The 13,689-nt window shown below is 61.7% G+C and carries 7 protein-coding genes and 1 tRNA gene; all 8 read left to right on the top strand.

Annotated features, from left to right (window positions below; all coding sequences use genetic code 11):
- Positions 1-172: 172 nt before the first annotated feature.
- Positions 173-1,774 (top strand): amidohydrolase, encoded by a 1,602-nt coding sequence (locus ZBI01S_RS08400; protein WP_066059136.1) that lies wholly within the window; start codon positions 173-175, stop codon positions 1,772-1,774.
- A 340-nt stretch (positions 1,775-2,114) separates the two neighbouring features.
- Positions 2,115-3,473, top strand: a complete 1,359-nt coding sequence (locus tag ZBI01S_RS08395; RefSeq protein WP_066059133.1) for an APC family permease — start codon at positions 2,115-2,117, stop codon at positions 3,471-3,473.
- Positions 3,474-3,848: 375 nt separating this feature from the next.
- Positions 3,849-6,680, top strand: a complete 2,832-nt coding sequence (gene topA / locus ZBI01S_RS08390) for a type I DNA topoisomerase (RefSeq protein ID WP_066059128.1) — start codon at positions 3,849-3,851, stop codon at positions 6,678-6,680.
- Positions 6,681-6,683: 3 nt separating this feature from the next.
- Positions 6,684-7,313, top strand: a complete 630-nt coding sequence (gene tmk, locus ZBI01S_RS08385; RefSeq protein WP_066059125.1) for a dTMP kinase — start codon at positions 6,684-6,686, stop codon at positions 7,311-7,313.
- The gene (locus tag ZBI01S_RS08380) at positions 7,310-8,470 is read left to right on the top strand and encodes a DNA polymerase III subunit delta' (protein WP_066059174.1); all 1,161 of its coding nucleotides are present in this window, start codon (positions 7,310-7,312) and stop codon (positions 8,468-8,470) included. The genes tmk and ZBI01S_RS08380 overlap by 4 nt, the downstream gene beginning before the upstream one ends.
- Before the next feature lie 31 nt (positions 8,471-8,501).
- On the top strand, positions 8,502-10,121 hold the full coding sequence (locus ZBI01S_RS08375) for an alpha/beta hydrolase (protein ID WP_083524645.1): 1,620 nt from the start codon (positions 8,502-8,504) through the stop codon (positions 10,119-10,121).
- A 134-nt stretch (positions 10,122-10,255) separates the two neighbouring features.
- A tRNA-Thr gene (locus tag ZBI01S_RS08370) sits at positions 10,256-10,328 on the top strand.
- Positions 10,329-10,615: 287 nt separating this feature from the next.
- Positions 10,616-13,689: Rib/alpha-like domain-containing protein (locus tag ZBI01S_RS08365; protein ID WP_222822383.1), on the top strand; the 3,074-nt coding region annotated here is incomplete at its 3' end.

The following is a 13,689-nucleotide window of genomic DNA, read 5'->3' as shown; positions in this document are numbered from 1 at the left end:
TTTTCGTTATCCTGTTTGAAACGTTTCACGCTTGGTGGCAACCCCAACGTGAAACCGAGCGCAATGAGGTCCAATTCAGGGGCCTCGCGGTAAAACATGAGTGGTGTCCGTGCCCGCGACAATGCACGGTTCGGCCCACTAGCGACAATGGCGTACGCAACGAGGAGCAGAAATGACCGACACTAAGTTCATCCGTGCCGGACGAGTCATCAGCGAGTTTTCGAAGGATGCAGACACCGTCGCTATCCGTCAGGGCAAGATCGCCGCCGTGGGCAAGTTCGAGGCGCTCCGCCAAGAACGTCCTGACGCACCGGTTGAATCCTTCCCGGATGCGGTCATCACTGCCGGCTTGATCGACGGTCACGCCCACCCCGTTTGGGGATTGGAAATGTCGCGCGGTGCCGACCTTTCGGCCTGCGAAACGCGAGCAGACCTCATCCAGGCCCTGCAGCAAGAAGCCGCAACGCTCGGCAGCGATGACTGGGTATTTGGCTGGGGCATGCTGCCAACCGCGCTCGAGACTGACGAGGTCACCAATGACTTCATCACCGAAGCGCTCGGTGCCGACCGGTACGTCTACATCACCATGTTCGATGCGCACTCAGCGCTTGTCTCTGACCCGGTTCTCGCGCTCGCGGAGCTCAGTGAACCGGTTTCAACCGTGGATGGCGGCGGTATCGTGCAGCGCCGCGATGGCAGCGGGCTCAGTGGCCACGTGCTCGAATTCTCGGCGATTGACCTGGTGCTGCCGGTCGTGCCTCGACCATCGGTGGAGTTCCAGGCGAACCGTCTCGTAGAACTGCTTACCGGTATGGCCGAAGCCGGCCTGACCGAGGCCTACGTGCCGGACGCTCGCCCGCGCGACCTCGTCGCCATTCTCGAACACATCGAGGCAAATGGTGAACTGCCGATCCGCCTGCGCATCTCGCCGTGGTGCACGCCTGACATGGAAGCTGCCGATGTGCAGCGCCTAGTCGACCAACAGGGGCAGGGCGGGCGCCGCTGGTGCTTCGAAGGGGTCAAGCTGTTCATCGATGGCACTGTTGACGGAGGTACGGCCTGGCTCGAGGAGCCCGACACCTATGGGGAATGCCTCAGCAGTTTCTGGCACGACCCACAGAAGTACGCGGAGCACGTACGCACGCTGCACCTCAACGGCGTCGCCACCATCACCCACGCCATCGGCGACCAGGGTGTGCGCTTCGTCGCCGAAACCCTCGCCGCCTTGCCGAAGAACGGCGTGCAGCACCGCATCGACCACCTCGAGATCGTTGCCGAAGACGTGATTGAGTTCATCGGCGAAAACCAGCTGACCGTCTGCGTACAGCCGTCGCACTGCACCCTGTTCACGCATCCCGAAGGCGCCGACACCTGGTCGAAGCGTCTGGGAGCGCCCCGTAACCAGCAGGGATGGAAGACCCGCAGCTTCTTGCAGGCTGGTGTCGTCGAGGCGCTTGGCTCGGACTGGCCGGTTGCCGACTACGACCCGCGCGGGATCATCGCCGATGCGCAATTGCGTTACCCGCATGACCGCAACACCAAGCCGATCCACCCCGAACAAGCCCTGACCGCGGCAGAAGCCCTGCGCGGTTACACCGGATATGTACCGCGCTCCGTGGGACGTACCGGATCCACATTGCAGGTGGGCGAACCCGCCGACCTGACTGTATGGGCGCGTGACCCGCGCGACACCGACCCCGTGGACCTTCCAAAGGTCGAAATCCTCGCGACCTGTGTTGACGGTCAGTTCGTCGTCGACACTCGCAAGCACTAGCTACACCCGAACCCCACCCGGAAACTGCCGCCATCGCCCAGACCATCACCGGTCAGGCTGGTGTCGGCAACACGAACGGCAAACCCCATCAGCGATGACTGGGGTGCCTGTCGTACCTGAACGAAGGAGTTCGAACATGCCCGTAGACCCTGCGGACTTCACCGTTTGGGCGCAAGATCTCACCGCCACCCGGCGACCGACGTTGTCGATGTCGAGATCCTGGCCACCGCCATTGACGGCACCTACGTATTCGGCGAACCCGCGAATTCACCCGTAACCATCTTCAACCCACCCCTCGCACCGTCATCCGACCTTGCGACCCCACACCTAGGGAATTTCAATGACGAAAACCACAACAACCGAGCGGCAGAACCCACAGCAGCTCAAGCGAGTCCTTGGCATCCCATCGCTGCTGTTCTTTGGCCTCGCGTACATGGTGCCGCTGACGGTATTTAGCACCTACGGCATCGTCACCGACATCACGCAGGGGCACCTCGCCGGTGCCTATGTGCTGACGACGCTGGCCATGCTTGTCACCGCGCTCAGCTATGCCAGCATCGTGCGTTCAGAACCCACCGCCGGTAGCGCCTACGCCTACTCGAAGAAGGCGTTCGGCCCGGGCGTTGGCTTCTTGACCGGGTGGTCGATGCTAATCGACTACGCCATGCTGCCGATGATCAACTACATGCTGCTCGGCCTGTACATCAATGCGCAATTCCCGCAGATTCCGGCGTGGTCGGTCATCCTGCTCGCGATCGTGGTGGTCACCGGGCTCAACCTCTTTGGTATTTCAGTGGTGAAGAACGCGAACTCGTTCCTGGTCGCCTTCCAGCTGCTGTTCGTAGCAGTGTTCCTGTTCCTCGTTTTCGGCAAGATGGATGCGAGCGTCGGTGTCGCAGATCCGTTCTGGTCGGACGGCACCGAGTTCGGCATGCTGGCGGCCGGTGCGTCGGTGCTGGCGTTGTCGTTCCTCGGGTTCGATGCCGTGTCGACCATGGCCGAAGAAGCCAAGGACCCCCGTCGCACCGTGCCGGTTGCCGTCGTCCTGACGGTGCTCTGCGGCGGTCTGCTGTTCATGGTCATCACCTGGGCTTCGCAGCGCGCATGGCCGGACTTCAGCACGTTTACCTCGCTGGACACGGCATCGCTCGAGCTCATCGGCCACGTCGGTGGCGCCGCACTTGAGGCGTTCTTCTTGGTGGCGTACCTGGTTGGTGCGGCCGCCAGTGCCCTCACCTCGCAGGCTGCGACCGCTCGCGTGCTGTTCTCGATGGGTCGCGACGGCGTGCTGCCGCGCAAGGTGTTCGGTGTGCTGAGCCCACGCACCCAGTCGCCGCGAAACGCCATCCTGGTCGTCGCGGCAATCTCGCTGATCGCGCTGTTCGCCGATCTCGACGTGATCATTTCGCTCATTAGCTTCGGTGCGCTCGTCGCGTTCTCGATGGTGAACCTCGCGGTGATCAAGCACTTCCTGATCGACAAGGGCCTGCGCTCGACCCAGGCCTACCTGCTGTACGGTCTGCTGCCGGTGATCGGCTTCGGCATGTGCGTTTGGCTGTGGACTTCGCTGTCGCCCCTCGCGCTCGGAATCGGATGCGGTTGGGCAGTAATCGGCCTGATCTACCTGGGCTTCATCAGCAAGGGGTTCAAGGATGTGCCGAAGACCATGGCGATGAACCTCGAAGAGGTGCAGAAGTAGCGCTGCGTCAGAAATCTGTTGCAAATACGGGGCGGCGACCGCATATGCGGGTTGCTGCCCCGTATTTGCAACAACTTTCCAACGGGGCCACGCGCAATCTGGGCAGCCTTGAGCAAGTCCGGAGCCGCATCCCTATATAAAAGGAGTGGCGTGCGCGGCCGTGTCCGAACGACTGTCCTAGGGCAGCAACCGAGGCGCGAAACCACCGCGTTTCACCCACAGGCGAATCCAGCTCCCGCTGGCGGCTGCTAATCTGCCAACTAACTTGCGTCGTGAATCGAGGCAGGTGCTTCGGGCCGCAACCAACTGGCATCCCGAACCCCGAAACCTCAACGCCATCCACGCATCCAGCTTCAACCCACAAGGAACCGCATCGTGTCGAACAAGCTCGTCATTGTCGAGTCGCCCACCAAGGTCAAGAGCATCTCGAAGTACCTGGGTGACGAGTACACGGTGATGGCGTCGGTCGGTCACATCCGCGACCTGATCGAGCCGAAGAACCTGCCTGCCGAGCAGAAGCAGGGCTCGCTCGGTAAGTTCTCGGTCGACGTCGACAACGGTTTCGAGCCGTACTACGCGGTGTCGGATGCGAAGAAGAAGACGGTCACCGAGCTCAAGCGGGCGCTCAAGACGGCGGATGAACTCATCCTCGCAACCGATGAAGACCGCGAAGGTGAAGCGATCGCGTGGCACCTGCTTGAGGTGCTCAAGCCCAAGGTGCCGGTGCGCCGCATGGTGTTCCACGAGATCACCCAAGAGGCGATTGAGAAGGCCAAGGACGCGACGCGCGACATCGACGAACACCTGGTCGACGCACAGGAAACCCGCCGCATCCTTGACCGGCTGTACGGCTACGAAGTCTCGCCGGTGCTTTGGCGCAAGGTGGGCCCAGGTCTTTCTGCTGGCCGCGTGCAATCGGCAGCGACCCGCCTGATCGTCGAGCGCGAGCGCGAACGTCTCGCCTTCGTTTCGGCAACGTACTGGGGTGTTGACGCCGACTTCACCGCATCGAACCAGCCGTTTACGGTGCGGCTGACGCAGCTCGACGGCAAGCGTGTGGCCACCGGCCGCGACTTCGACGACCACGGTCAGCTCAAGAACGATGTGCTCGTGCTCACTGAGCCGACCGCAACCACGCTCGCCAGCGAACTCGAGGCCGGCAATGTTGCCGTCAACGTCGAGTCCATCGAATCGAAGCCGTACACGCGCCGCCCGGCAGCGCCGTTCACCACGTCGACGCTGCAGCAGGAGGCCTCGCGCAAGCTGCACTTCTCGGCACGACAGACCATGTCGGTAGCGCAGTCGCTGTACGAAAACGGTCACATCACCTATATGCGTACCGACTCGCCAAACCTCTCGACGCAGGCGATTCAGGCTGCCCGCTCGCAAGCGAGCCAGCTCTACGGTGCCGACTCGGTGCCCGACAAGCCGCGCTACTACGGCAACAAGTCGAAGAATGCGCAAGAGGCGCACGAAGCGATCCGCCCGGCGGGTAGCGAGTTTGTTCGTCCGTCGGCGCTCACCGGCGTTAACGACCAAGAGCGCAAACTGTACGAGCTGATCTGGAAGCGCACCGTCGCCTCGCAGATGGCCGATGCCAAGGGGCAGACCGCAACCGTCACGCTTGCGGGCGCCGCAATCGAACTGCCAGATGCATCCGGCACCGTAACGCCGATGCCGAGCCAGTACCAGGTTTCGGGAACGGTCATCACGTTCCGCGGGTTCCTCGCCGCATACGAAGAGGGCCAGGATGCGGGCCGTCACGACAAGCAGGCCGCGAACGAATCGAAGCTCCCGCAGCTCAGCGAAGGCGAAGCCGTCTCGGTCGCCGGCGCCGAGGCAAAGTCGCACGAAACGACGCCACCGCCGCGCTACACCGAAGCGAGCTTGGTGAAGGTGCTCGACGAACTCGGCATTGGTCGTCCGTCGACCTACGCATCGATCATGGCCACCATCCAGGACCGCGGCTACGTCGTGCGTCGCGGCACCGCGCTTGTGCCGAGCTGGACCGCGTTCTCGGTGGTGCGGCTGCTCGAAGACCACTTCCACGAGCTCGTCGAGTACGACTTCACCGCGCAGATGGAATCTGACCTGGATGCGATTGCTGCCGGTGACCAAGACCGCGTCGTTTGGCTCGGCAACTTCTACTTTGGTTCGGACGACCACCCGGGCCTGCGTCGCGTGATCGACAACCTTGGCGAGATTGACGCTCGGGCGCTGAACTCGACCAAGCTGACCGATACCGCCACGCTGCGTATCGGCCGCTACGGTCCCTACATCGAAATCGCCGCTGAGGGGGAGGGCGACCCGCGCCGCATCAACGTGCCCGAGGAACTTGCCCCCGATGAGCTCACCGCCGAAAAGGTGCAGGAGCTCATCGATGCTCCGGTTGCAGGTGACCGCGTGCTCGGCCAGGACCCAGAAACCGGCCACGACATCGTCGTGAAGGACGGTCGCTTCGGTCCGTACGTGTCGGAAGTTCTGCCCGAGCCCGAGGCGCCCGAGCCCGGCAAGCGCAAGAAGGCCGCGCCGAAGCCGCGCACCGCATCGCTGTTCAAGAGCATGTCGCCAGAAACCGTCACGTTCGACGACGCGATGAAGCTGCTCTCGCTGCCGCGCGTCGTAGGTGTTGATGAAGAAAGCGGTAACGAGGTGACCGCGCAGAACGGTCGCTACGGTGCGTACCTCAAGAAGGGCACCGACACGCGATCGCTGCCCGACGAAGACTCGATCTTCACGATTGACCTCGCCGGTGCACAGGAACTGTTCGCGCAGCCGAAGTACGCCAACCGCCAGTCGAAGACCGTGATTCTGGACTTCGGCGAGCCCGACCCGGTTTCGGGCAAGGTCGTGAAGGTCAAGGATGGCCGCTTCGGCCCGTACGTGACCGACGGTGAAACGAACGTTACGGTTCCGCGCGGGGCGGATGCATCCACCATCACGTTCGCGCGTGCCGTCGAGATGATTGCCGAGAAGCGCGCGAAGGGGCCGACGAAGCGTCGCACCGCCGCGAAGAAGGCGCCAGCCAAGAAGACCACCACGGCCAAGAAACCGGCCGCGAAGAAGACGACTGCTGCCAAGAAGGCCAGCACCGCGAAGACCCGCACCGCCAAGTCCACGACGGCCAAGTCAACCGCAGCCAAGAAGACTACGGCCACGAAGTCGACCCCAAGCAAGGCCGCGACTACCGACACGGCTGCCGAGTAACCGATGCGCGGGGTGTTCATCACGCTCGAAGGCGGCGACGGAGCGGGCAAGTCCACGCACGCCGCCAAGCTCGAAGCGCTGTTTGCTGAGCACGGTCGCGAGGTCGTGCGCACGCGCGAGCCCGGCGGCACCGAGCTCGGGATGCAGTTGCGACAGATCCTGCTGCACCACCCGGGCGACCTCCACCCGCGTGCCGAAGCGCTGATCTTCGCGGCCGACCGCGCCCATCACATCGCTTCGGTCGTGCGCCCTGCACTCGAAGCGGGCAAGGTCGTGCTCCAGGATCGCTACATCGACTCATCCGTCGCCTACCAGGGCTCGGGCCGCGACCTCGGCCCAGACGAGATCCGATCGCTGTCCGAGTGGGCAACCGAAGGGCTCCAACCCGACCTCACCATCCTGCTCGACCTCGACCCCGAGATCGCGCGCTCGCGAATGCAGAATGAGCGCGAGGGCCTCGACCGGCTCGAGTCGCTCGAACTCGACTTTCACCGCCGGGTGCGCGAGCAGTTCCTCGCGCAGGCCGTGGCCGCACCGGAACGCTACCTCGTCGTCGACGTATCGCAGCCGCTGGAAACCGTCGCCGAGCGCATCCGCAGCCGCGTCATCGAACTGCTGCAGGAGTGCGCGTGAGCGTTTGGGACGAGTGCGCGAGCCAGCCGCAAGCCGTCGCCACCCTGCAACGCGCCGTCGCCGGTTCGGTACCGGGCAGCGCCGAAGCGCAGGCATTCACGAACTCGTGGCTCATCACCGGGCCCGCAGGTTCCGGCCGCTCGACCTGTGCCTACGCATTCGCGGCGGCGCTGCTGTGCCCAAACGGTGGCTGCGGTGACTGCAACACCTGCACGCAGGTCAAGTCCCGCTCGCACCCCGACCTCGATGCTGTCGTCACCGACACGGTCGTCTTGAGCATCGAAACGGCTCGCTCGCTCGTTGGCCGCGCATCGCGCTCACCAACCCACGCGAACTATCGCGTGATCGTGGTCGAAGACGCCGATCGCATGATCGAGCGCACCTCGAACGCGCTGCTTAAAGCGATCGAAGAGCCGGTGGACACGACGGTGTGGGTGCTGTGCGCCCCGAGCGTTGCCGACCTCTTGCCCACGATTCGGTCACGTGTGCGTGTGGTGCCGCTGGGTACGCCGTCGGTGGATGCGGTTGCTGATTTGCTCGTGCATCGTCACGGCGTCGACCGCGATACCGCGCTGCGAGCGGCGGCCGAATCGCAATCTCACGTTGGCATGGCTTCGCGCCTGGTCACCACTCCCGAGGCCTGGCAGCGTCGCGACGCCTCATTGCAGGGCATTCTCGGGATGCGGTCGACCGGTGAAGCGGTCCGCAAAGCGGGTGCCCTGGTTGCGCTCGCCGAAGCCGACGGCAAAGCGGCGGCCGACGCCAAACACGAACACGAACGTCTCGCGACGTATCGCAGCCTTGGCCTGAACCCCGATGAAGCCGTTCCACGGCAGTTGCGCAGCGTGTTCCGTGACCTCGAAGATCAGCAGAAGAAGCGAGCGCGACGAGCGACGCTCGACGGCGTTGACCGCATCCTGACGGATATTCAGTCCGTTTGGAGGGATGTGCTCATGCTGCAGGTGGATGCACCGGTTGCGCTGGTCAACGAAGCTATTCGGGGCGAGATTGCAGCTGCGGCTGGGCGAATGTCGGCAGAACACTCGATTGCGAACATCGAAGCGGTTCAGCAGGCACGCACGCGCTTGATGGCGAATGTGCCACCGGTACTCGTGCTCGAGGCGCTACTGCTGACGTTTGTTGCTGAATTCGACTGACCGTATTGAGAACTCCTGTTGAAAGGACACTATGTTTGGGCAAACCGGCCGTAAACATCGCCGACTGATGGGCTCGATCGCACTCGGTGCGGTCACCAGTTTCTTGCTGAGTGGATGCGTGCTGATTCAAGAACTACAGGGCACGGGTCAGCGCGAGTACAGTGCCGAAGAGTTGATCGATGCCGATCTGGATCCGCAATTGCGCGAGTTCTACGAGCAGGATGTCGAATGGTCGGAGTGCCCTGCCGAGTATGCGGTGGGTGAAAAGTTTGAATGCGCGACGGTCGAAGCGCCGATGAACTGGGACGCACCCGATGAGCACGAACCGATCGAGCTCGCACTCATCCGCCTGCCAGCCAAGGGGGAGTCGCAGGGCGCGCTGCTCTCGAACCCGGGCGGCCCCGGTGGTAGCGGAATTGACCACGTTGGCCAGTCGTCGTCGATGTTCTCGAAGAAGCTGCGCGAAAACTTCGACTTGGTGAGCTGGGACCCGCGCGGTGTGGGCCACTCAAGCGCGGTGACCTGCTACGACGATGAAGGCACCGACGAGTACCTCTACGGCGTTCCCGAGAACGCGGCCGACATGACGCCGGAACAGGCTGTGAGTTACCAGATCAAGAAATCAACCGAGTACGGTGCTGCCTGCTTGAAGAATACCGGCCCGCTGCTCGAGTACGTCGACACCAACTCAACCGTGCGCGACCTTGACATGCTGCGCGCCGTGCTTGGCGAACCAAAGCTCAATTACTTCGGGTTCTCGTACGGCACCGACATTGGTGCGCGTTACATCGACCAGTACCCGGACCGCGTCGGTCGCATCACGCTCGACGGTGCCACTGATCCGACCGTCGGCGGGTTCGATATGGTGATCGACCAGCAGACAAAGTTCGCGGAGTCCACGCGCGCGTACCTCAAGGACTGCCTGAGCAGCCAGGCATGCCCATTCGATAACGTCGGCGGTGTCGATGGTGCGATTATGCAGATTCAGAAGATGATGAATGAGGTCGACGACCAGCTGCCCAAGCACACCGACGGTCGTGTCGTCACCTCTAGCGTGATCCAGCAGGCAATCGTTACGGCGATGTACGACGAGTCGACTTGGGAACTGCTCACCCAGGCGTTCACATTGTGGAAGGACAATCGCGACGCGACGATGTTCTTCATGTTGTCGGATGCATACCTCGGTCGCGATACCGAGGGGCACTATGCATCGAACATGTTCGACGCGTTCACCGCGATCAACTGCTTGGACATGCCGCTGGAAACCGACAAGGAAACGATCCGCAAGTACAACGCAGAACTCAATGAAGTGATGCTGTTCAAGGATGCGGAGATGGCCGAGGCGATGGCCGAGATCGGTGACATCACCTGCGAAACCTGGCCGGTGAAGTCTAAGGTCGAAGAACTCAAGCCGGTCAAGGGCGAGGGGGCGCCGCCGGTGCTCGTTGTGGCCACGTCGAACGACCCGGCCACCACGCTTGAGTGGGCCGAAGCGGTTGCGGAACAGCTCGAGTCTGCCACGCTCATTGTGTACGAGGGCGAAGGCCACATTGCCTACGACGAGGGCAATCCATGTACCGTCGACGCGATTGACGAATATTTCGTTACCGGCAAGGTGCCAGAGAGCGACCTGACCTGTAAACCGGAGTAGCTCTCGTGTGGCGATGCGGGGCGGCAGCCAGATCAGGTTGCTGTCCCGCATCGTTGTTCTATCGAGTGACAGGTCGGACTGGCCTGCGGCGTTGAAATGCGATAACATTTCTTGTCGCTCGTTTGCGGGCGCAGGCCGCCTTAGCTCAGTCGGTAGAGCGATTCACTCGTAATGAATAGGTCGCCGGTTCGATTCCGGCAGGCGGCTCCGCTGTAGCCAAACCCCGTACCAGTAGGTGCGGGGTTTGTTTCGTTGGCGTCAGTGTCGCTCTTGGCTCGTCTGCTCAAGGCATGGATTGCTCGGCTCGCGCGATGAGAGTGTCGACGTGCCTGCCCAAGTCAGCTTGCCGCACTCAATTATCGCCAATCGATAAGTCTGTGGCGGTTGACCGCCGCGGCGTTGTGCTTCATCAACAGTCTGAGAAATGTTCATTCCGTGAGCGGAAGCCCTCTACTACGGTTGATGTACACACAAAATCTACAGATGAGGAAAAGATGCACCAGAAACGTGCTGGCGGGAACTTCCGTCGCGGTGTTGCACTCACCCTGGGTCTCGGTCTTGCTGGACTAACCCCGGTCGCAGGGGCTTCGTTCTTTGCTGCGCCGGCGCAGGCACAGACCTTTGGAATCTACGCGGGTGCTGTCGCTCCGATGGCAACGATCCCGACCGGCGAAGTCGCGGTTGATGCCGACATGATCGCGTCTGGTCGTGTTACGAGTGCGAGCAACCTCACTGACTCGTTTGGTGTTGGCCGAGGCCTACTTTCTGGCCACGTCTTCGAGGTTGACCCCGGAGGCACGCCAGGTGCAACCATCGACAACGGCAGCACGCCAGCGCCTGATGGCACGGTCGTGTACGCGCAGTTCATTGACTCGGATGGCTCGGTCTCTCCAGTCTTCACCGCCAAAACCCACACGCTTCCCGGTGCCGTCGGCGGTAACGGTGGCGCTGGAACCTACGCATTTGGTACCGGTACAGGAGGAATGAGCTGGACGGATGCCTACGGCAAGGTCCACACCTACAGTGCCAAGGGCGACCAGCAGTACCGCATTTGGGCCGAGCCATACACAAACGACGCCACTGGTACGCAGTTCACGCCGCTGCGCCAGGTGGGAGGCTTTACCCCCGGTACCTTCATTGGTACCGCTACCTCGAGTAACCTCGGCCAGTGGCCCAGCCTTGGTGGCAATATGCAGCTCACTGGTGTGTTCATGTACTCGCAGCCAGGTGACTACATGACCTCGGCCAACCCCATCACTGACACTGCAGGCCCGCTCGCGTCGCCGGCAGTCTCGTTGCAGGCGAAGAACTCGGTATCGGGCCGAGTCTGGGTGGAGCTTGGTAAGGGCGCAGACCTCGCAAACAGTGCGACTGGTCCGAACTACGGGTCTGTTTCTGGCGATGTTGCCGCTTCCGAATACACAGTCGTGATGTCTTCACTGACTAGCGCAGGAGCTGCCGAAGCGTCGAAGATTAATCAGCTTCCTGACGATCAGCGAGAAGCAGCGTTCCGAGAACTGCTGACTGCGCACCCTGAGTACATCGCAGCAACGGTGAAGGCAACGACCGATGCGGATGGTCGCTACACGGTTCGTTTCCCTGAGGGCACGCTCAACACGAATTACATGTACGGATACGTACTCGACCGTGATGGCAATGTTGCAGAAGCCTACTCAGGCTTCATGGCAAACACCTACCAGCGTCCTAACGCAAACCTCTCGTGGACCCCGCAGACTTCACCGGCGCAGAACCTGGTGCAGAACCCGATGTGGTACAACGTCAACTTCGCCGTCGTGCCTTATGTCATGCCGGGTCTGAGTATTACGAACTACAACACCACCGACGCGCCTGCGCAGCCGGGCAACACCGCAGAGCTCAGCTTCGAAGGCAATCTCTCACCGCTGCCGCACAAAGTTGTTTGGACCGACACTTCAGGCAACGTCGTGAAGACTTGTGACGCGACGGATTCGAAGGATGCAATTGAAGCATGCACCTTCACTGTGCCGGCTGATGCGAAACCAGGTGAGATCTACACGGCAACGCTGTATGCCGGCTCGAACGCGATTTCGGCCGACTCGTTCATCGTTTCACCCCCACGGGACAATGACACCTACCAGCCTGTTTACCAAGACACCACGATCGAGCAGGGCAGTACAAAGCCGGTAACGATTCCAACTCCGGTTGACCCGGCGAAGGATCTGCCCGAAGGCACCACCTTCGTTGGCGGTAGCGATGGCGCGAACGAAGGTGTGCCGACCTGGGCAACTGTGAACCCAGACGGCACGATTTCGATTGACCAGTACGTTGGTGACAAGCCCGGTGACTACGTGATTCCGGTTACTGTCAAGTACCCCGACGGTAGTACTGAAGTCATCGAAGCAAAGGTGACGGTCGTTCCAAATGACGCTACCTTGTTCCAGCCGGAATACCCGACTGCAACGGTTGAAGCGGGCGCATCGACCACTGTTCCGACGCCTACCGACCCCAACGCGACGTTGCCCGAGGGAACAACCTTTGCACCGGACCCGGCAGCAACGATTCCGACCTGGGCAGTTGTGAACCCGGACGGTACGATCGCCGCAAACCCATCGGCTGACACCATCCCGGGTACCTACGACATCTCGGTTGTGGTCTCGTACCCAGATGGAAATAGCGAAACGATTACCGCGACGGTCACTGTGACACAGCCTGCCGATGCCACACTCACGGTTGCCACTGACCCGCTGGAGAACCAGACAGTTAACGTTGGCGAACCGATCACTCCCGCAACTGTGACGGTCAAGGACGCAGCCGGTAATCCAGTCACCGACGCCACGGTTACCGTGACTGGGCTGCCTGACGGCGTTACGTACGACCCTGCAACTGGTGTTATCTCGGGTGCGCCGACCGACCCGACCGAAAAGCCCTACCCAGTTGTCATCACGGTTGAAAAAGACGGAGAAACTGCAAGTACGACCTTCACGATTACGGTTGTCGACCCGAACAAGGACTCGGATGGCGATGGCTTGACCGATGTTCGGGAAGAGGAGCTTGGCACCGACCCGAACAACCCGGATACCGATGGTGACGGTCTGAACGACGGTCAAGAAGTTAATGAGACCAATACAGACCCACTCGACGGTGACTCGGATGATGACGGTCTGACCGACGGGCGGGAAGTTAACGAGACTAAGACTGACCCGAACAACCCGGACTCGGATGGCGATGGCTTGACCGATGGTCAGGAAGTTCTCGGCGGTGACCACAACCCGTTCGATGACGACAACGATGGTATCGGTGACCCAACCGATCCAAACAACCCCGACACCGACGGTGACGGCCTGTCGGACGGTGACGAGGTCAAGCTCGGCACCGATCCGAATAACCCCGACACCGACGGCGACGGGATTAGCGACGGTGACGAGGTATCGGGTGTGACAAACCCGACGGACGCCGATGGTGACGGTAAGGGTGACCCAACAGACCCGACCAATAAGGACTCCGACGGCGACGGTCTGACCGATGATGAAGAAATCAATCTCGGTACCGACCCGAGCAACCCAGACACTGACAAAGACGGTCTGACTGA

The organism is [Zimmermannella] bifida NBRC 103089, assembly GCF_001570925.1.
Taxonomy (GTDB): Bacteria; Actinomycetota; Actinomycetes; order Actinomycetales; family Microbacteriaceae; genus Gulosibacter; species Gulosibacter bifidus.
Note: the sequence above shows the minus strand (reverse complement) of the source record. Positions and strands in the feature narration are given on the sequence as shown.

Coding starts and splice junctions, on each gene's coding strand:
- ZBI01S_RS08395 (WP_066059133.1), top strand. CDS start 2,115: ATGACGAAAACCACAACAACCGAGCGGCAGAACCCACAGCAGCTCAAG.
- ZBI01S_RS08400 (WP_066059136.1), top strand. CDS start 173: ATGACCGACACTAAGTTCATCCGTGCCGGACGAGTCATCAGCGAGTTT.
- tmk (WP_066059125.1), top strand. CDS start 6,684: ATGCGCGGGGTGTTCATCACGCTCGAAGGCGGCGACGGAGCGGGCAAG.
- ZBI01S_RS08375 (WP_083524645.1), top strand. CDS start 8,502: ATGTTTGGGCAAACCGGCCGTAAACATCGCCGACTGATGGGCTCGATC.